The 20,974-nt window shown below is 40.7% G+C and carries 16 protein-coding genes and 1 pseudogene; 5 read left to right on the top strand and 12 right to left on the bottom strand.

All coding sequences use genetic code 11. The features are described 5' to 3' along the window. Positions 1-127 (bottom strand): annotated as a pseudogene (locus CDG79_RS41215) (photosystem II D2 protein (photosystem q(a) protein)); the annotation flags it as partial. Between the two features lie 679 nt (positions 128-806). Here CDG79_RS41215 and CDG79_RS21255 point away from each other — a divergent pair. From CDG79_RS21255 to CDG79_RS21240, 4 genes are all read left to right on the top strand, one after another. Next, positions 807-1,376: a photosystem I assembly protein Ycf4 gene (locus CDG79_RS21255; RefSeq protein WP_094331449.1), complete on the top strand. Its 570-nt coding sequence runs from the start codon at positions 807-809 to the stop codon at positions 1,374-1,376. Between the two features lie 161 nt (positions 1,377-1,537). Further along, positions 1,538-2,329 carry a peptidylprolyl isomerase gene (locus CDG79_RS21250; protein ID WP_094343895.1) on the top strand — a complete coding sequence of 264 codons (792 nt, stop codon included), beginning with the start codon at positions 1,538-1,540 and terminating at the stop codon, positions 2,327-2,329. Positions 2,330-2,337: 8 nt separating this feature from the next. Further along, a complete protein-coding gene (locus CDG79_RS21245; RefSeq protein WP_094343894.1) occupies positions 2,338-3,492 on the top strand; it encodes a beta-ketoacyl-ACP synthase in 1,155 nt (384 codons plus the stop codon). 124 nt (positions 3,493-3,616) lie between these two features. Next, complete coding sequence (locus CDG79_RS21240; RefSeq protein WP_094343893.1) at positions 3,617-4,906, top strand: Glu/Leu/Phe/Val family dehydrogenase; 1,290 nt, start codon at positions 3,617-3,619, stop codon at positions 4,904-4,906. Between the two features lie 377 nt (positions 4,907-5,283). On the opposite strand, the gene CDG79_RS21235 is transcribed toward CDG79_RS21240, so the two are convergent. Further along, a complete protein-coding gene (locus CDG79_RS21235) occupies positions 5,284-6,192 on the bottom strand; it encodes a polysaccharide deacetylase family protein (protein ID WP_094343892.1) in 909 nt (302 codons plus the stop codon). Between the two features lie 687 nt (positions 6,193-6,879). On the opposite strand from CDG79_RS21235, the gene CDG79_RS21230 reads away from it, so the two are divergent. Then, a complete protein-coding gene (locus CDG79_RS21230; RefSeq protein ID WP_094343891.1) occupies positions 6,880-7,938 on the top strand; it encodes a serine hydrolase in 1,059 nt (352 codons plus the stop codon). A gap of 7 nt (positions 7,939-7,945) precedes the next feature. Here CDG79_RS21230 and CDG79_RS21225 read toward each other — a convergent pair whose 3' ends face one another. The 10 genes from CDG79_RS21225 to glmM form a co-directional block, all read right to left on the bottom strand. Then, positions 7,946-9,100: a SpoIID/LytB domain-containing protein gene (locus CDG79_RS21225; RefSeq protein WP_442937503.1), complete on the bottom strand. Its 1,155-nt coding sequence runs from the start codon at positions 9,098-9,100 to the stop codon at positions 7,946-7,948. Positions 9,101-9,325: 225 nt separating this feature from the next. Next, positions 9,326-9,514: a hypothetical protein gene (locus CDG79_RS21220; RefSeq protein ID WP_094343890.1), complete on the bottom strand. Its 189-nt coding sequence runs from the start codon at positions 9,512-9,514 to the stop codon at positions 9,326-9,328. Positions 9,515-9,705: 191 nt separating this feature from the next. Next, positions 9,706-11,241: a glucose-6-phosphate dehydrogenase gene (gene zwf, locus CDG79_RS21215; RefSeq protein WP_094343889.1), complete on the bottom strand. Its 1,536-nt coding sequence runs from the start codon at positions 11,239-11,241 to the stop codon at positions 9,706-9,708. A 160-nt stretch (positions 11,242-11,401) separates the two neighbouring features. Further along, positions 11,402-12,574 carry a hormogonium polysaccharide biosynthesis glycosyltransferase HpsP gene (hpsP, locus tag CDG79_RS21210; protein WP_094343888.1) on the bottom strand — a complete coding sequence of 391 codons (1,173 nt, stop codon included), beginning with the start codon at positions 12,572-12,574 and terminating at the stop codon, positions 11,402-11,404. Between the two features lie 21 nt (positions 12,575-12,595). Then, the gene (gene hpsO / locus CDG79_RS21205; protein ID WP_094343887.1) at positions 12,596-13,771 is read right to left on the bottom strand and encodes a hormogonium polysaccharide biosynthesis glycosyltransferase HpsO; all 1,176 of its coding nucleotides are present in this window, start codon (positions 13,769-13,771) and stop codon (positions 12,596-12,598) included. 90 nt (positions 13,772-13,861) lie between these two features. Next, positions 13,862-14,842: a hormogonium polysaccharide biosynthesis glycosyltransferase HpsN gene (gene hpsN / locus CDG79_RS21200; RefSeq protein ID WP_094343886.1), complete on the bottom strand. Its 981-nt coding sequence runs from the start codon at positions 14,840-14,842 to the stop codon at positions 13,862-13,864. A gap of 127 nt (positions 14,843-14,969) precedes the next feature. After that, positions 14,970-16,127 carry a glycosyltransferase family 4 protein gene (locus CDG79_RS21195; protein ID WP_094343885.1) on the bottom strand — a complete coding sequence of 386 codons (1,158 nt, stop codon included), beginning with the start codon at positions 16,125-16,127 and terminating at the stop codon, positions 14,970-14,972. 11 nt (positions 16,128-16,138) lie between these two features. Continuing rightward, entirely contained in the window at positions 16,139-17,794 is a 1,656-nt protein-coding gene (gene hpsL, locus CDG79_RS21190; protein WP_094343898.1) for a hormogonium polysaccharide biosynthesis protein HpsL, read from the bottom strand. A gap of 36 nt (positions 17,795-17,830) precedes the next feature. Then, positions 17,831-18,661 carry a glycosyltransferase family A protein gene (locus tag CDG79_RS21185; protein ID WP_223278239.1) on the bottom strand — a complete coding sequence of 277 codons (831 nt, stop codon included), beginning with the start codon at positions 18,659-18,661 and terminating at the stop codon, positions 17,831-17,833. Positions 18,662-19,063: 402 nt separating this feature from the next. Then, positions 19,064-20,536 carry a phosphoglucosamine mutase gene (gene glmM, locus CDG79_RS21180; protein ID WP_094343884.1) on the bottom strand — a complete coding sequence of 491 codons (1,473 nt, stop codon included), beginning with the start codon at positions 20,534-20,536 and terminating at the stop codon, positions 19,064-19,066. Positions 20,537-20,974: the final 438 nt, after the last annotated feature.

Below are 20,974 nucleotides of genomic sequence, written 5' to 3'. Positions count from 1 at the left end.
CTAGGAAGGCGCAGGGGAACAATAGTATCCCTGACCAACCTACGAATACGAAGCGATCGCGCTTGAGCCAGTCGTCTAGAACGTCAAACCACCCTCTACTGGGCGCACGTCCAACTGCGATGGTCATCGGACTAAAATCCTCTTTTTTTACTAAAATTGCAACGTTTCTAAGGCAGTACGGAGAGCCAATGTAACCGACTGCCGTGAGGAATTAACGTTTTTTTGACAATCTCAAAAGCTTAAAAACGATTGAGATTCTGAGAATTTACTGACCTGTGAAATCAGTATTTCTCTTTCTTTATGCCATTACACCCACCATCGGCTAGTAATCTAGCTTGTGGTAACTTAATGATTCTTAACTTATCACACTACTCAGGGTTTTTGCCTGATAGACACCAAGCAAATTAGGCATGAAACACGAACCTTATAAATAATATGAATATCAGAAATTTTACAATTTGACACAAGTTTTCTCAGAAATGTAAGAAAATTTAGTCTAGATGGACGTAAGTAGGTAACTCCTTCCCAAGATGTCAAAAAGAGTCAGGGGGCTGGAGAGAGAGAATTTTGATCGGACAATGAGTAAAAAAATTATAAACGTGCCCTAACAAACAAATTATATGGGTAGCAGCAGGGAGGAGCGCATCTGAGTTTTTGTCAACAATGTTTGGTAAAATAATCAAGCAGCAGACACTCTAAAGTGTTCTTTAGTTGAATGACTAGCCTTCAATTTAGTCAAGTTCTGTCTAGCAGCATTTAGTGTGCGAGTATGTCACAGCGAGTATCTCACAGGCAATGGTAGTTCAATGACGACATCAACAACGATTAACAAAGGCGATCGCCTCCTGCATCAAAATGTTCTCGGTTCTCGTCGGTTCAGTAACTACTGGTGGGCAACTATCGTTACCTTGGGAGCAAGCGGCTTTTTATTGGCTGGGATATCCAGCTATTTAAAAGTTAATTTACTCATAGTTTCCGATCCAACTCAACTGGTATTTGTCCCCCAAGGATTGGTAATGGGGTTATATGGCTCTGCTGGCTTGCTATTAGCCACATACCTATGGCTAGTGATTTTATTGGATGTAGGTGGCGGTTACAACGAATTCGATCGGGAAACTGGCACAATCAAAATCTTTCGTTGGGGTTTTCCCGGCAAAAACCGCCGAATTGAGATAGATAGCCGCATAGAAGATGTACAATCTGTGCGAATAGCCGTAAAAGAAGGTCTGAATCCCCGTCGCGCCCTGTATCTACGCATTAAAGGGCGGCGTGATATCCCCTTAACACGGGTTGGACAACCGTTATCTTTAACAGAGTTGGAAACAGAAGGTGCAAAGTTAGCCCGCTTTTTGGAAGTGTCACTAGAAGGATTGTAAGGGATTGGCGACTGGGGACTGGGGATTGGGAATTGGGTAATAATCAATAGAACTCTTGGACATCTTCCTCATCCCCCCATTAGCCATTACCCAGTCCCTAATCCCCAATCCCCAGTTCCCCTGAAAACGATAAGATACTCTGGTTAAATCAGTAACTGGCAATGCGGTTAAAAATTTCACAATTTTTGCTTTCTCTTGTGCTTATCAGTGCTGTGATGCTCGGAGGATGTTCAACACAGCAGGTAGCTTCTAATACGTCTTCTCCAACCTCGACAGCTACCTCGACTACCCAGACGACTACTGAAGCAACATCCGTATCTCAAACTAGTAGTGAGAGTGTTCCTGGAATCGCTGGTTTACCACGTCTTGAAGGCAAGGCTACTGTGGTAATAACAGTTAAAGGTTCGCCCATTACTATCGAAGTAGACGGCACTGATGCCCCCATCACAGCTGGCAACTTCGTAGATTTAGTGCAAAAGGGTGTTTACGATGGTTTAGCTTTCCATCGAGTTGTGCGCGATCCCCAACCGTTTGTAGTTCAAGGGGGCGATCCCAAAAGCAAAGACCCGAAAGTTCCAGCCGATCAACTAGGAACCGGTAGCTATATTGACCCAAAAACGGGAAATGCTCGCTATATACCTTTAGAAGTTAAGCCGAAAGGTTCCGATACTCCGATTTACAATAAACCATTTGATGCTACTGCTCAACCCGTCGTATTGCCCCATAAACAGGGTGCAGTAGCAATGGCGCGATCGCAAGCACCAGACTCCGCTTCTGCTCAGTTTTACTTTGCTTTGGCGGATCTAGCCTTTTTGGATGGTAACTACGCCGTGTTTGGCAATGTCACTCAAGGCTTTGATGTCGTGAACAAAATTCAGCAAGGCGATCGCATTGAATCCGCGAAAGTCACCCAAGGGGCTGAAAACCTGAAAACACCAACTCCTAACCCCTAATTTCCAAATTGGTTAAGGTTTGTGTTACTGGTATTGGTTTGATTTCTGCCTTGGGTGGAAGCTTAGAGGATAGTTGGCAACATTTGCTAGCAGGTAAATCTGGAATTAGGTTACATCAACCATTTCCAGAACTAAAACCACTTCCTCTAGGTTTGATTTCTCAACAACCATCTGAGTTGACAATGTTAACTCAGATGGTTGTTGCTTCTGCTTTGCAAGATGCTGGGTTAGTTCCACCTTTAGCTAATTGTGCTGTAGTTATTGGATCGAGTCGCTCTTATCAAGCATCTTGGGAGAGGCTGGCGCGGCAAATGTATAGTGGTGACGCGAAGAATTTCCCCGTTTCTGATTTGGGAAATTGGCTAGAGACATTACCTCATATCAATGCGATCGCAGCTGCAAGACAAATCGGTGCATCAGGTATAGTTTTAGCACCGATGGCAGCTTGTGCGACTGGAATTTGGTCTATTGCCCAAGCAGCTTTACTTATCCAAACTGGGCAATGTCAACAGGCGATCGCAGGCGCAGTGGAAGCACCAATTACACCCTTAACTTTAGCTGGGTTTCAGCAGATGGGTGCTTTGGCGAAAACTGGGGCTTATCCCTTTGATTTGCACCGAGAAGGCTTAGTTTTAGGCGAAGGCGCAGCTGTATTTGTCTTAGAATCAGGAGAGTTGGCAAAGCAGCGTCAAGCAAAAGTGTATGGTGAAATTCTCGGTTTCGGCTTAACTAACGACGCATATCATAGTAATTCACCAGAACCTGAAGGGAAAAGTGCGATCGCAGCTATCAAACAATGTCTAGAACGTAGTTGTTTGACACCAAATGATATTGATTATATTCATGCTCATGGCACAGCTACTCAGTTAAATGACCAGATGGAGAGCATGGTAATCCAGCGTTTGTTTCCTCAAGGTGTGGCAGTTAGTTCTACTAAAGGAAGCACAGGTCATACATTAGGAGCATCGGGAGCTTTAGGTGTAGCTTTTTCTCTCATGGCATTAAAGCATCAAATATTACCACCTTGTGTAGGATTGCAGCAGCCAGAATTTGATTTAGAAATCGTTACAGCAGCCCGTCTAAGTAAAATTAGGCAAGTATTATGTTTGAGTTTTGGCTTTGGTGGGCAGAATACAGCGATCGCGGTAGCTAAATCTATCTAGCAGAATATAAAATATAAAACTGTAACAAAAACTACAAAATTCTTATTTCTCAAACAAAAAAAGGATAAGCTAGTTACAGAATAAAATCCGGTTCGTAAAGATACCGTGATGAGGAGAAAGTTTTATGATTTCAAAGTCATTACTACCGCTAGAACCTGCTTCTCCAGCGCATATATGTCCATTCGATCAAGCCTGTAGCTACTTAGAAGCAGCAGCTAAAGAATTAAATTTAAATCAGGGTTTGCTGGAAATCCTCAGCCATCCGCGTAAAGTTGTCACAGTTTCCATTCCCGTGAAACTAGATGATGGGGAAATACAGGTTCTCGCTGGACATCGGGTACAGCACTCTGATGTTTTAGGCCCATACAAGGGTGGAATTCGTTTCCATCCGGCTGTAACATTGCGGGAAGTATCGGCTTTAGCAATGTTGATGACTTGGAAATGTGCCTTGTTAGGTATTCCTTATGGTGGTGGGAAGGGTGGCATTGCTATAGATCCCAAACATTACAGTGTTGGCGAATTAGAGCGAATCAGCCGCCGTTATATCAGCGAGTTGATAAAAGATATTGGGCCTTCCGTAGATATTCCTGCGCCAGATATGGGTACTTCTGCCCGTGAAATGGCTTGGATGATGGACACTTACTCTGTAAATGTCGGTCATGCTGTACCAGGAGTTGTAACTGGAAAACCCCTTTCGATTGGTGGTTCGCTGGGGCGAGAAATGGCAACCGGACGTGGCACGATGATTATTGTCCGTGAGGCGCTAGCAGATCGAGGTAAATCCTTAGTAGGAGTGCGAGTAGCTATTCAGGGTTTTGGTAATGTCGGTGGTGCCGCAGCCGAATTACTATATGAAGCAGGCGCGAAAATTATCGCCGTTTCAACTGGTGCTGGGGGAATATTTTCCGAAGCTGGTCTTGATATTCCCGCGTTGAAAATCTATGCTGCTGAAAATGGTAAGAGTATTATAGGTTTCCCACAATCTGTACCAATTAGCAATGCAGATTTATTAACTTTACCTTGCGATGTATTAATACCAGCCGCTTTAGAAAACCAGATTACACAAGAAAATGTGAATCAGGTGCAAGCGCAAATTGTCGCAGAAGCAGCTAACGGGCCGGTTACTCTTGAGGCTAACTTGGCATTAGAGGCGCGGGGTGTGATAGTTCTACCGGATATATTGGCGAATGCTGGCGGTGTGGTAGTCAGTTATTTGGAATGGGTGCAGGGTCTTTCCTACGTATTTTGGGATGAGGAGCGCGTCAACCGCGAAATGGAACATTTGATGGTGCAAGCCTACCGCAAGGTAATTCACCAGTCAGAGGCGCTGCAAATTTCTCTGCGGTTAGCAGCTTACACTTTAGGAGTAGGTAGAGTTGCCCAGGCGTTGACTGACAGAGGTCTTTATCCCTAAGATTTAGGAACATTTTTCAATTCAATAGACCAGATGCGTAGGGGTGCAATATTAATATTGTGCCCCTATGATTATAAGCTGATGTGCAGCTAAATTGTATAGTACGAAAACGTAAAATTATTGTAGTGCGGGCATCTTGCCCGCATCGCATATACAAATTAAATACGCAACAGCTTATGGCTATGGCGATCGCTGCAACATCACTTCTTATAACTTACGTATTGACAAACTATACAAGAAATAAAATAGCAAGGTGTCATAACTGATAAACTGTTTACATAAACAAGACGACGCTAACCACGTGATTAAAACTCTAATTTTGCTTTAAGTCGTGTTAGCATGAGGAGCAATTACACAATTTCAGAAAAGAATCGGGGTTACTTTTGTTTAACGATCAACTTTTGGCTTTTATCTTGAATTTGTAATAGTTCAGGAATGGTAACAAATCGATAGCCCTGATTGCGAAAGTTGGCAATAATTTCTGGTAAAGCTTCTACAGTCTTAGAACGATTACCACCACCATCATGCATCAACACAATTCCGCCAGGTTTTGCCTCTCTGAATACATTACCGATTAATTTGGGTACAGGAGGACGGGAATAGTCTACAGAGTCAGATGACCACAAAATAATCGCATATTTACTATTTCTAGCATAGTCAACAACGCCATTATGCATCACTCCTCCAGGTGGTCGAAATAAATTTGTTTTTAAGCCTGTAGTTTGAAAAATCAGATCGGAAGTGTGGTCAATTTCATAAGCGGCGGCTTGTGGGTTCAAGAATTGATACCAGTGATGCCAAGTGTGGTTGCCAATGACATGACCTTCAGCAATCTCCTGCTTGAGTAAGTTGGGATAATTTTTGACGTTCTGCCCAACCACAAAAAACGTCCCTTTGATCTGGTTTTTTTTCAGGATATCTAACACTTCTGCTGTACTTTCAGGCCAAGGGCCATCATCAAAGGTGAGAGCAATTATTTTTTGAGGCGGAGAGAGTTTTGCCGCGTCAATTATCGCACCTTGGAAACTTGATGGAATAGAGTCAGAAAAACCTTTTACTTGTGCTTCTTGCTGCCAACTTTTCAGGATCGTTGTCTTGAATTCTTGAACTCGCTGTTGAGTTCCTACATCTGCCGCTATATTATTTACATTTAGAGTCTGTTTTGATTGAAATTTAAAAAGATTTATTTTGTTCAAGATGATTAAAATCAGACTAAAACTACCACATAAGATAAGCAACCCAACTAATTTTCCTGAAGTCGAAAGACTCGGCTTATTATCGATCACGTGAAGTTCCCTTTAATAGTCAAAATAATCAGTCACCATACCGATCGGAAGTTAGACTTTGTATCTACTTACCTTCAGAGAAAGTATAGCTATGTATTCATGTATTGCCAAGAGTGCGATTGCTTACCGCCCGATTTAGTTGGTTAAGATTTATTTTGTTGAGGAGTCCCTTGAAAACCCTGTTTTGCTCAGTCTCCTATTCATGTCAGGTTATCTTGTTCATATTCAGAAAACTTGTAAGTAGAACGACTTGAAAAAAACAAACTATGTAAAGTAATGTAACTTTAGCGAAAATCAGTTCTTAGTAAGGACTTTAGTCCTGATTTGAGAACTAAAGTTCTCACTACAAACCTTTAATTATTTACCCTGTTCTACTTACTTTATAGAACAGGTTTAGATAGGCTTCAATGCAATCATGTAAATAAAACACACGTTCGTCATAGTTTTGTAATATTTTCCTCTATTAAGTATGTAATAATCTTTTAATCCTCAATCCAGATTAGCTGTCAATTACTAAACTCCCAAATAAAGAACGTAGTAATTATATTTGAGTTCCAAAGAAAGGAAGTGCTGTATTGACGTTGTAAACAAATATAACTATGCTGTTAGCACATTATAATTGCTCTGCATAAATCATTCCAAAAAAGCTGTCGAAGAAGAAAATAAATTCCTAATGAAAATAACTCTATGAAATTACGCGGATTTTTACTAACTATTATTAGTACTTTCTTACTAACATCACCAAGTTTAGCAGCTAGCATAAAATCTCAAACATTTGATTCTAATCGGAGTCATTTAGAGTCAGCAAGAGATTTTAAGTTTTTATTGACTAACTTTCCAAGTAGAGTCACTATACAGAAAAGTTTGATTCCTCAACTCAATCAACCAGATATATTCACGAATGTAAATAATCCTTCTTTATTTGGTGGAATTATCCCATTAGGTAAAGAAATCCCAGAGTTAAAGTCTCAAGTGAAAGCATTAATGGCTCATTACAGTTTTCTCAAACCGGGAATGTTTTTCTTAGATATAGAAACAGGAAACTATTTGAATATTGATGGCGAAAAAGTATTTCCGGCAGCTAGTACTATTAAATATCCGATTTTAATTGCTTTATTTGAACAAGTAGATGCTGGGAATATCAAACTCGATGAAAAGCTAGTGATGCGGCGTGACTTAGTAGCGAGTGGTTCCGGTGACTTGCAGTATAAACGAGCAGGAATCAAGCTGAGTGTAATGGAAACTGTTAACAAAATGATTACGATCAGTGATAATACTGCTAGTAACATGATTATCGATCGTCTAGGCGGGAAAGCAAAACTCAATCAGCGTTTCCACACTTGGGGGCTAAAAAACACAGTAATCCGCAATATGTTAGGAGACTTTAAAGGTACTAATACCACTAGCCCAGCAGATTTAGTCAGGTTGTCAGCCTTGGTTGACCAACATAAGTTGATTTCAGAAAGTAGTCAGTTCCAAGTTTTAGATGTCTTGCGTCATTGTCATAATAATAAGTTGCTAGCGGCTGGTGTGGGTAAGGGTGGAAGTATTGCTCATAAAACTGGAGATATTGGATTTTTGGTTGGGGATGCAGGAATTATTAGTTTGCCAAATGGTAAGCATTACTTGGCAGGGATTTTTGTGATTAGACCCCATGACGATGAGCGAGGAAGGGAGTTTGTCCGTCAAGTTTCGCGGATAGTTTATCAGTATTTAGATCAACCCAAATTATCCCAAGAGTATTAGTTTAATTTTACTTTGGGTTAATTGTGCTTAGAGCTACACCCTGATAATAATGCCCTAAAATTTGCAGGTAGTTTACTCCTCTTTTAGCTAAATTGTACGCGCCCCATTGACTCATGCCTAAAGCATGACCGTAGCCAAGTCCTTGAAGTACAAAACTACCATTTGCTGCTTTGGTAAGGATAAAATGGGTACTTTTAATCTTAAGGGCTGTACGTACTTCTTCACCTTGCAGTAATTTGGTTCCTTTATCACCAACAATTTTTAAGACTTTAACACTACCAAAAGGTGAGTAGGTTTGTGCAATCATATCTAAAACATTACCTACACCAGAAATTCTGGCACTAATTTCTGTAGGGGAGAAAGTTTTCACCCATTTGCACTCGCTAACATTTTGATCGTAATCTTCAACAGCCCGCAGGTAAGGTTCGTGGCTTCCCCAAACATCTTCGACATTTTCAGTATGTCCTCCAGAACAATCATGAAAAACTGAAAGAATAATACTGTCTTTATAAGTTAGTACTTGTTTATCAGTCGCATCGACGGCAGCATAAGTACTAGGAGTTTCATTGATTACTCCTTTATAATTCTGCCAATGATCTGGACTATCACCTAAATCGTAAACAGGATTATTACGCCGTTTTTCTCGCTCATAGAGAGCAAAAGTTCGGGCAGCAACTGCTTGCGCTTTCAAAGCTTCAGCAGGCCACTCAGTATCCATTTCGCCACCAACAACACTATAGAGATATTCTTCATCATCAACCCAGTTAACAGCCGTTAGTCCTTTGTCTGTTGGGACAACGAGAGTTCTGCCTCGATACCAGTGTTCGCCAATGTAAACGAATCCCTTACCTGTGGGTTCAATCCAAAATAGACCAGACTGCCACTTATCTAAAGCCACACCCCCTGGAACCGCTTGGGCATAAAATGAACTCATTGCTGGTAATTTTCCGAGAGTCTTACCAGTACTATCTTTAACCAATGCAGTTGTAGAACTGCCAACTGTTACCTGATTAACTCCCCTCTCAATTGCAATTCGCAAGATTACAGATGCTTTGCTTGGAGTAGCTAAAGCCATCCACAATAAGGCACTTATCCACCAATGACCTACTTTCATCTGTGCGAACAAAGCGTTTGGTAAGAATTGGCATTTCATATCTAGCATTTTATTGATAGCGTTCAATTCCCATACAATGTTATCGCTAATACCGTGCTTTGCGTATAGTGTCAGTTGTGCGCGATCGCTACTCAAGCGTCCTTTCTCAATTAAAACTAGGCAACCGAGGCAATTGACTAATTTCATTGAGAAACTGGATGCTATGAGGGAGTCAGAACAGCCAGTAACTATGTAATTAGATGTAGCGAGTTAAGATTTTTCTGTTGGCAACCATTAACCAGTCAACTTGATGACACCTTGATTTACCAAATGTTCAAGCTGAGAATGATGCTGTGTTTCTTCTCGCAGTAACCTGATTTGCTCGTAGGTGAGAATGTGTAATCCGGGACGGACAACATAACCTTTAACAGTTATGCTTTGTGGCTGTTGGCTATCGGTGCGGTTGTAGTTAATTGAAGGCATATTGACAATGGGCTTGTAAGAACTCAGAACTAATTAGTAGAAGAGAATTTAACTCTTCATTCTCTTACACCTTTACACAAGTTTCAAATAAAAGATGACTATAGAATGAGCCAATATCCAAGTGGGTAAATGAGAGAGAAGCAATGGAATATCCGTTCCACTTCAAAGAAAGTCAATATCTCTAGTAAGAATCATGGATGAATCGGCAGCCATTGCCAACCATCGCGGATCAACAAATCATCTGCTGCCAATGGCCCGAATGAGCCTGCTGTGTAGGTTGTCAAATTTTCAGACGAAGTTGCCCAAGCCTCCAGAATGGGGCTGACGACCTTCCAGCCCAATTCTACGTTGTCAGATCGCTGAAACAAAGTCGCATCACCAATCATACAGTCGTAGAGCAAGGTTTCATAGCCAGTACTTGGGATCTTGCCAAAGCGATCGTTGTAGCAAAAGTTCATTTCCACCGCATCCATTGTCATCGCGGGGCCAGGCACTTTTGCACCAAATTGGAGGTGAATTCCCTCCTTTGGTTGAATGCGGATGGTCAAAAAATTAGGTGTGAGGCGATCGATCGAGGTATTGCGAAACAATAATGACGGTACTTGCTTAAATTGAATTGCAATTTCAGTTACCCGTTGAGCCAGACGCTTGCCGGTTCGGAGATAAAACGGTACCCCTGCCCAGCGCCAGTTGTCGATGTTCAGCTTCAAGGCAGCATAAGTTTCAGTGGTAGAGTCTGATGCAACTCGTGACTCCGAGCGATAAGCAGGTACTTGAGTATCCTTCATCGTTCCCGCACCATACTGTCCCCTTACAGTATGAGTTTGCACAGTTTCAGCAGTGAACGGAATAATGGACTTCAATAGTTTTGACTTTTCATCACGCACCTCATCGGCTGAAAACGAGATTGGCGGTTCCATCGCCGTCATTGCCAGCAGTTGAAACAGATGGTTTTGCACCATGTCCCGCAATGCCCCAGTGCCTTCATAGAAATTGCCTCTGCCTTCGACTCCAACAGTTTCGGCAACGGTAATCTGTACGCGATCGATATGTTCGCGATTCCAAATCGGTTCAAACAAGCCATTACCAAACCGAAATACCAAAATGTTTTGTACAGTCTCTTTTCCCAGATAGTGATCGATGCGGTATATCTGTTTTTCTTCAAGGACAGCACTAATGGATTTGTTCAGGGTACGAGCCGAATCCAAGTCGTGTCCAAAGGGTTTCTCAATAATGACTCGCCGCCATTGATTATTGTCTTCACGCACCAATCCTGACGCACCCAGTTGTGTAACGATATCGCAAAAGAAGTTAGAGGCAGTTGCCAAATAGAACAAATAGTTTCCTTGAGTGCCACATTCTCGATCGACTTGAGTGAGTAAGTCTTGCAACTGATGGTAAGTGTCAGCTGATTGAAATTCACCTGCAAGATAGTACAATCGTTGCTCAAGCGGTTGCCAGAGACGATCCTCTACAGGAACTGTTGCGAACTCATGGATATCTTGAGAGAGTTTGCGGCGAAAATCGTCTTGGCTCATTGAAGTGTGTGCAACTCCAATAATCGCAAATTCCTGTGGCAGCAAATTGTTAACTTTTAGGTTGTAGAGAGCGGGAAGCAACAGACGCTTGGTTAAATCTCCTGCTGCTCCAAAGATAACGATCGCACAGGGTTTTGCTGAATGGATTGAGGGTTCAACAGGAACCTGGGGCGTGGTGGCAGCCGTCATGATAAAATCTCCGCATATTCTTCAAGACATCCACCAAACTATACCGCATTGCAGACAACAGTTTATTGTCAATAAACTCACCTTAATTATAATATTTTGGTTTTTACGGTTATCTTCAAATTGGGCTAAATCTATTGCTGTTGTCTGCGTTGGGTTAAATTCATTTGTTTACCAGGATTTTTTGATAGGCTTGGATTGTTTGCCTTGCGATCGCATCCCAGCTAAAATTCTCCAAGGCATATTTTTGGGCGTTTAATCCGCGTCGTTGGCGTTCTGCGGGATTTTGCAAAGCTTCTTGCAGTAACTCTACCAGTACTTGGACATCTGTTACACCTACCCAACCGGACTCGCTATCACGTATCTGTTGACAAATATGCACTTGGTCAGATATTAATACGGGTACACCTGCAACCATTGCTTCAGCTACAGCAATCCCAAAATTTTCGTAGTAGGAAGGCAAGACAAATAAATCAGCAGCTTGTAGTAAACTAACTTTGAGTTCACCAGTGACAAAGCCTGTAATTGTAGCGTGCGATCGCAGTGGTGAATTTTGAATTTGAGATATTATCTTTTGTTCGTAATCTGGATCTTGAGGATTTGTCCCAGCTAAGACAAAATGAAACTTATAACCAACCGCCAACAGCTTCTCTAGTGCTGGAATTAACAAATTCAACCCCTTTTTTGGGTCAATTCGTGACATAAACAGTATTAAAGGCACATCCTTTGGTATTTCTAACTGACTGCATACATTTTTCATAGAAGATTGACGGGGAATCACACCCAAGGGAATCACCAAATCTGGCGTAGATACTCCAAATCGTTCTGATATTTTCGCTTCTTGGTCGCTGGTAAAATGAATTGCTGCGGCACCAGCTAAATTTTTGCGTTCTATCATTGCAACATAAAGCTGTTTTAATTGCTTCTTCTTGCGTAAATCAGCCGGATCGAGAGTACCCAAAGGACGGAAAATATAAGGTAGCTTTTGCTGACGACACACAATAGCAGCAGCGCTAATTATTGGGGAGAATAGAGCATGAATATGTGCTATGTCAAACTCATGAGCGTGACGTTTTAGCCAATTTAATAAATCTAGGGAAAATTTGTAGCGACGAAACGGCGCACAACGAAAGTAAATTATTTCATAGCCATCTTGTTTAATTGGGCGATTTAAAGGAACATCCAGAGGTGTTTGGCCATTATCGCCATTACTATCAGTTGTGAGAATTGTAACTTCCACTCCCTCTTTTACCAACGCTGGAGCTAATCCTAGTACCATTTGACTAGGCCCGCCGTAAATCAGAGAAATAGAGGGGACAATTTGTAATATCTTCATTTTTTTGTCATTTGTTATTTATTAATGACTAATGACTAAATCCTGATAAAACTCTAATTGCTGTTTAGCCAAAGCTTTATTTGTATATTTAACCATTGCTTTCTGATAACCCATTTCACCCAGGCTGTGAGCAAAATCTGGTTTATCCATTAATTGAACTAAGCAATTAGCAAGGGCTTGAGCATCACCTTCAGGAAATACTAAACCAGCATCGCCAATTACATAGGGAATTTCACCAGAGTTAGAACCAATCACAGGTACTTGGCAAGCCATCGCTTCAATTAGCACATGACCAAATTGCTCTTTCCAGCCAGCAGAAGTTAAAGTTTTAAACTTATAAGTTGTTTCTGAAGGCAGTACTAAAGTACTCATTAAATTGATATAGTTTGCAACCTCATCATGGGGGACGCTTTCTATCAAAATTAGCCGTTCTTTAATATTGTTTTCTGCTGCAACTTTGATTAATTCAGTTTGTAACTCTCCCCGTCCCAGCAGTAATAATTTCCAAGGTTTATTTTTCAATGCAATTAAGGCTTGTAAAAGCGTTAATAAACCCTTTTCTTGCACAAATCTACCAACAAAACCTACAACAAAATCTTCCTTGTTAATACCAAACTTAGCTGCTAACTCTGGTTGAGCTTTGGGAGTAAATAAACTTTCATCTACACCCAGTTGCGGCATAACTTTAATTGCCCCTTTATATCCTCGTTGTCGCAAAACTTCTGCACCGTCTTGATTGCCAGAAATAATGCCGTGGCTGCGATCGAGGTTATATTTTTCTAACAAAGCAATTGGTAATTTCAGATTATATGGTAAATTCCACCAGGTAAAAAATACGTTTTTTGCATTGAGTCTTAATAGCTGATTTAAGGCAATCATCTGAGTATAAGCTAGTCCCCTAGATCCTTGTTCTACTTGAATGATTTGGGGACGGAATTGTTTTAATAAAGATATCAAATCAGCGCCAAAGGTAAGGAGTCCCTGATGATTTTGACTAAAGTTAGAAACGGGAACTATTCTAAATGTGCCTTCATCACGGTATTCAGTTTGAATAATTCTGTTTTGTACGCCGCCTGGTTTCCAGCGCTTTGGGACTACAACTGTCACTTCAACTCCCGGTTCTAGTTGAGATAAAGCGCGTAATTTCTCACAGTTGAGGTCTACGATATAAGTGTGACTAGCAACTAAGATTTTCATTGATATTTATTATTTGTCATTTGTCATTTGTCATTTGTCATTTGTCATTTGTCATTCACTAACTCCTGATTTATAACTCTTAACTCCTAACTAAACTTGCTCATCCAATCGACTGTAAATTTGACCATCGTTCCATAATGATTGGATGACACTACCCAAGGCTTTGAAAAAACCCAAAATGTAGAAAATAGCGCGAGTGGCAATTTTGATAGGGGAACCACTTTTATGGCAAGGTGGTCGTCCCAGAACGTGACAGTCAAATAAACGACCGTATAAACGCAAAGATTGAGTCACAGTCAGGTTTTTCAGCCCTAGTAGGAAATGATTGTGGTAGAAGGTCAGTTGATATTTTAGCGATCGCATACTAATATCATGACAACCGCCTGTTTCTTCGCCTAAATGCACTAAATGGGCTTCTGGGTCGTACCAAATCTTATATCCCGTCTTTCGCACCCGCAAACAAAAATCTGACTCTTCGCGTACTGCACTACCGCGAAACCTCTCATCAAACCTTAGCCCATACTTAGTAAAGATTTCGCGGCGAAATGACATATTACAACCCCTAGCTGTCAGCACTTGCTGGGGTTTTATCGTATGTACTAAATCAATATGATACCAAGCAATTCCTGGATCCATAGCTTCGGGAGGCAGATATTCAATCTGTAAATCTCCTCCAGAATCACCTAATTTCATTCTGTCAAATACCCGTCCAGCCACAGCCCCCACTTCTGGATTTTGCAAATAATTTTTCGCATGGGCTGCTAACAATCCAGCGGTTAGTTGAACATCATCATCAATAAATAATATTATTTCACCAGAAGCTCGCCGGATAGCATAATTTCGCGCCCCTGGTAAACTTGCCCAATCTAAGCGCAACCATTTAATTTTACCTGCCCCTACCATCTCTTCCAGATAGGCTTGAATTTCTGATTGGTGGGTTTGGGTTTGGTCTACTACTAAAACTTCAAAATTTGGATAGTCCTGTTTCAGGACATCTACAATACTATCCCGTAGCGCTTCTTCTCGACCATAAGTCGGGATAACAACAGTAATTAAAGGATAATTATCCATGATTTTTATTAAGTAATTTTTCTACTTTGATAATAACCTTATAAAAATTAATTTTCATTAACTTTACTAAGCTACTATTGCCTGAAGTTACATTCAGCAAAAACTGGTTAAGATTGCTTTTAATTCTTTATACTCCCGCCGCAGTTGCATAGAGATTATCAAATAACTCATTTTGCTTTTCGGAGTTATGTACAATTTGCGCTTGAGCTAAGGCTCCTGCACTTAAAAATTCATAATGTTCTCGTTTATCACTTCTATCAAGAAATTGAATGATTTGTTGTAATGCTTGCTCTGCTAAATAATCATAGGTGCCATTGAGAGTTTCCCAATATTCATCGCTTTTAGTTTTATCCCCATGCAGCCAATTACTCCAGTGCCTAATTTCGTTAATTGGTAACTCTAAAACATAACCATTTTCGCCATGACGAACTAACTCTGGTAAAGCGCATACATTTGTCGTAATTGCAGGGGTTGCAACAGAAAAGCCTTCAATGATACTATAGCCATAAGTATCATGTAATGTCGCCATTAATTGAAAATGACTTTGCGATAATAACTCAATAACTTTGTCATTAGGAATATTTTTATGAAAGACAACGTTATTTAACTTCAGTAACTTTAAATCCTCTACATATTTACTGCGATCGGGAAAATCAGTCGGAACTCCTGAACCATGTCCTAGTTCTGAAACTATATGTACAGTAATCGGTAAACCTAATTTTTCAGCTTTCTTAGCGAGTCTTAAAGCAACAATTCCACCTTTACGGGCAATATGGTTTCCGATAAATATAAGCTGGAGATTTTGCTGTTCCTGATAAAATTTCGATTTGCTAACTCTGACTGGGAAGTTGGGATGAATAACCTGCAATTTTTTACTTACTTTTTCTTCTATTTTCCAACCTACTATCCGCTTAATTAATCTCAACTTAGCATAATCAGAGATAGCGATAATTTTTTGACAATTATCTAGTGCTAATCGATTATTTAAGATTTCATAAATTGCCGCTTCACCTTGATTGTGAGGATTTCTAAATAAAACACGATGATCCTCAAAGGTGAGAAACCAAGGTTTATTTGTATATAAAATTCTGTTGAAAGAATGAATAGCTTGGTATCTCTCCCATACAGGTTGCCAAGCCATAAAGCTGCCTAAAGGATACCAAATTTTTTCTATAGGATATCTACCTGCGGGGAAAGGCTTGGGGCGGATGAGTGTATGCTGAGAATTTCGAGGTAGGTTAGGAATGCTGAGGTGTTTTTGACCTCCTATGACAACTTTTGCCATTTTTCTTTCATTTAAATTGTTTTTAGACGTTTTTTCTGGTTTTTGTGCTGAGGATTAGCATCTTCTTTATCTTGTTTCTCCAGTTCTGGCAATTTAAAAAGAACTCCCGCAAAAAACCAATAATAGACAGCAACAGGATCGACATCCAGAGGATAGTAGTAGGTGTTGTAGCTAATAAACAATATAAACACCCACAAAGCTGCTCCGTAACTGCGGAAATTACGGTTCTTTATGGAACGATAGGTTTTAAAGCCAATAATTGTTAAAGTTGTTACCAAACTTAGAAAAGCTAGTACTCCAACAATTCCAACTTCAAAAAGGACTTTAGGGTAGTAGGTTTCCACGAGTTTAGTTTTACCCATTGCGCGAGCAGAGTTAGTTGCTCTACCTAAGCCACTTCCCAAAGGCCCATCTACGTTTTTCCAATTCTCTTCAAATTGCTGGACAATAAAATCTTGAGGTGGTGAAGCGTCCCAGCGACTGGTAAAACTCTCAGTTCTCTCTTGGACGACAGTGGGGTTAGTCACCATTGCTATTCCCAAAATAAAGGCAAGTCCTATTCCTATGGGAATAAACCGTTTAAGGTTGCCAATTTGACCAGTCAGCAATAGCAAAATCCCGAAGCAGATGGGTACTAAGGCTAAGGCGATTCTTTGTCCAGAAATTACAGCATTGATAAAGACTGCCACCAAAGAACCTAAACCTAACACCCGCCATAATGGGGAAGAGTCGGCGAAGCCAGTCGCAAAGCTAAAAAAGGTGCTGGAAATTAGGAACCACGCCCATTGCCAAGGGGCTACAAATGTTCCTGGTAGACGAATCACTCCTTCTTCGGGACTATATAAGAGCGCTCCACCAAAATAACACCGGGCTTCTAGTGATGTGACAAATAGGGCATTTCCTTCAAGACCTCTAGTGCCTTTACATATACCAGTTAGTAGTAACAGGTATTGGATAAATCCCAGCACACAACAAACCAGTATGAGGACAATCTGGAGGCGCGATAAAAAGAGAAAATCCCGCTTATCCCGAATTAGATAGTAAGCACAACCAAGCAGGGGGACATAGCCTAAAAATACTTTCAGTCCCAGAATTCCCATACCCAAAGGTATTTCTTTCTCTGCTTTTTCCAATAGTCCCACGCTAGGCGGGTTAAACTGCTGTCCACCATTGACAAATATTAGTGTTAGTATGCTGCAACCCAAGACAATATAAAGTGGGATTTTAATGCCTTGGGGAATAATTAAGGGTAATCCCTGCTTTCGACAAGTTTGCCAAAGTCCAACTAGCGCTGGAACATAAAAGGCATCTTTAGCTAATTGGAGTATGGGACTACTGCCCAAGTAGTAAGTGATAGTACCCCCAACAGGTACATAAATGATGAAGGCATATAGCGCTTGGCGCGGGTATTTGTAAGAAAGGGACATGATGATTATCCCTAAAACACCAGGAAGTGCTGCTTTAATTCCACCTACGAAAAAAAGTACAATCCCAACGAAGACACCGCAAGAAGTGGCGGTGGTCAGTAAACTAATGAGTTCTTTACGTGCTAGGGCTGCTTTGCGTTTTTGGGCTAACTGTTCTTTGAGGCTAAGGGTAGAAGTTTCCTTGGAACCCTTTTTTTTCGACTTTTTAGATGTCTTGGATTTTGACTTTATTTTCGGCATAGTAGCGCTGTAGCCTATCAGCATCGGGGTAATACATTATACTTGACAAATCTTTTGGGATGGCTGTAAGTTGTACAATCCAAATTCGTCCTTAACTGATTGATTTAATAATTTGCGATTAAAAATGCTAAATCTCAATCTTTTTGAATTATCAAAAAGGTTTTCTCCTGTATCCAGAATATAAACTGCTCCTGCGAATGGTAATGATTTAATAGCTTTTCCTTTGTCCCTTAAAACATCCCTAACTTTGCCGTGATCTATATAATATCTATAGTATCCGTAGCCCCGATTATATTCAGCGCTTTCGGGTAAATAGTTCAAATCATAGCGAAGAATGTTACAACTACCGCACATTTTATAAAAGTTTCTTCTTTTAATATATATATATTCACTACCTTCCTGATATTTATAACCTTTATTGATAACCCATCCATCAGATTTAGGATGTTGTTGAATAAATTTGGCTAAGTTTTTGCTAACACAATCATCAGCATCAATTGCGATAGTGTGAGTAGGAGAAAATTGTCTAGCATAAATCAGTCCTTTCATGATTTTACGCCCTTTATCTGTATCTCCTTTAGCTACAGGGTCAGTCTCGTTGGGAGGAGAGAAATCAACTGTAACGTATGTGATATGAGAATTGGTGAATTCTATTTTTGGCTTTTCGTGACAAACAACAATAACGTGAAAGTTAGGTGACGTTTGATTGCAAACTGATTTAATGCATCTTTCAAATAATTGTGTAACACGTTCCCAGGAATTGGAAACTTTTGCACTTTTAAGTGGGATAACAAAAACAAGCATGATATTATCCTTAAAATAAATATAGGAATCAGCTTTGGTTTCTGGAATTACTTTGCTTAACAATCAATAGGCAACTGGCAAGAAGTATTTTGGGATTATACTGAACTTTTTCAGAAATAAAATATGAGTTTTATAGCTAAGAATCTCGAAGTAAATAATAACACGCTCAGACTGATGCCAAGAATAATTATGCTGACCTGGTAAATTTTGTAGATAAGTAATTAGCCGGACATAATATAATATAGTAAAATCCGTTTTTCTTGAAAGTATTCTTTTTTACTCTCCCTCTGCGCCGCACCAGTTGCTTCAACGGGGGGAACCCCCGCAACGCACTGGCTTCTCAGCGTCTCTGCGGTAACAATAAAAATACAAACGTCACAGCTTCTCCAGATAACCAAGGCTGGTTAATTTGTAGAAGCTGTGACGAAAAATTGACGCTTGTTAAAAGCTGAGATAATAGCTAATTTAGTCCATCAGATGTTGCTGGACTTTTGAAACTAATTCATTTGTCCAGTAGTTGGTAAGTTCGGCATTGGCGGCTTCTACCATGACTCTAATTACTGGTTCTGTACCAGAGGCGCGAACCAAGATTCTGCCGGAATTACCCATTGCTGCTTCAGCAAGAGCGATCGCTTGTTGCACCGGTTCGCAATCTTGCCATCCTAAACGGCGATCGCGATCTACAACTCGCACGTTCCGTAATATTTGCGGATATGTCTGGAAGCTTTGATCTACTAATTCGCCAAGAGAAACACCCGCTTCTTTCACCAAAGCTGCTATATGCAAGGCTGTTAGCAAGCCATCTCCAGTCACAGCATAATGACGGCAAAGAATATGACCTGATTGTTCGCCGCCTAACATTCCCCCAGTCCGCAACATTTCGGCTTGCACGTATTGATCGCCGACTGCGGTACGAATCAAGTTACCACCAATTTGTTGCCAAGCTTTTTCAAAGCCTAAGTTGGCCATGACTGTAGATACAATCAGGTTGTCTGGCAGTTGTTGGTTTTGTTGTAAATGCCGTCCCCACAGGTAAAGAATGTAATCGCCGTTAACTTGTCTGCCAGTATTGTCTACTGCTAAGACGCGATCGGCATCACCATCGAAAGCAAAGCCGATATCGGCGTTGTGTTCTTGAACTGTGGCCGCAAGAATATCTAGGTGGGTGGAACCGCAGTTAACATTAATGCGATCGCCATCTGCTTCATTATGCAAGCAGATTACCTCTGCCCCCATTTCCGTAAATACTGATGGTGCTAACCCGACTGCTGCACCCCACGCCAAGTCTAAAACAATCTTCATTCCCTGAAGATTTAGGGCACTGTTCAAGGGTTTTTTCAACGCCTCGCTATAATGCCCCACTAACTCGAAACGTGAGTAATGCCGTCCGCAATTATTGACTCTAGCGATCGGTGATATTTTCCCACGCAGTCCCGCTTCTATTTCTGCCTGCAATATTTGCGGTAACTTTCCACCATCAGCACCAAAAACCTTAATTCCATTGTCCTCTGGGGGATTGTGGCTGGCAGAAATCATCACTCCGCCGATGGCATCACTGATGCTGGTGAGATAGGCAACGCAAGGAGTGGGACATAATCCCAAATACCAAACCTCTAATCCTGCTGCTGTTAACCCTGCACTCAAAGCCATTGCTAGCATATCGCTGGAGTTTCTAGAGTCCTGTCCGAGAATGACTGGCCCTATTTGAGTCGCATGGTTACGTAAAACAATCCCCGTCCAAAAACCAACTTGTAATGCTAAAGGCGCACTTAGTAATTCTCCGACTCGTCCGCGAATCCCATCTGTACCAAATAAGGGATTCGCTGGTAGTGGGATTAAATTTAGCCCAAAACTGCTCTCAATCCCTTTGCCTAATCCTTCAGGTTCGGAAGCAGAACCCCCAGGAATGCCCGGTGTCCGAGTTATAGATGAAACCATATATTTAAACACTCCACACAATCACACTGAAAAATAGCACTTAAGACTTTGATTCAGCAATTTTGACATGCTTTTTCTCTTTAGAAATTCATTCTAGTCAAACTATCTTTACGTAGTTGTACTGAATTACTGCCTTTGGAATTGTAAGTATTCCATGAAGTCAGTATTAGTTTTTACATTATTAGTAAAGTCTCCACATTTTAGCTAATTATTCGTTTTATGCCATCAACTTGAGTTTTGATTATCTGTATTAGTTCACACTTTGCAATGCTATTAATAAAAAACAAATTGTAACAAATATTACTTTATTTTATCACTAGTGTTTTTCAGGAAAGCTGAGAATGAAAGCAGAAGTTAGCTAATAACAACAAAAAAATCAAAATGCCGAAATGTAAAGTTATATTTTCATAGTCTTGCTGCTGTGTAAAAAACTACAAA

The sequence above is a fragment of the Nostoc sp. 'Peltigera membranacea cyanobiont' 232 genome (assembly GCF_002245985.1).
In the GTDB taxonomy this organism is placed as follows: Bacteria; Cyanobacteriota; Cyanobacteriia; order Cyanobacteriales; family Nostocaceae; genus Nostoc.
Note: the sequence above shows the minus strand (reverse complement) of the source record. Positions and strands in the feature narration are given on the sequence as shown.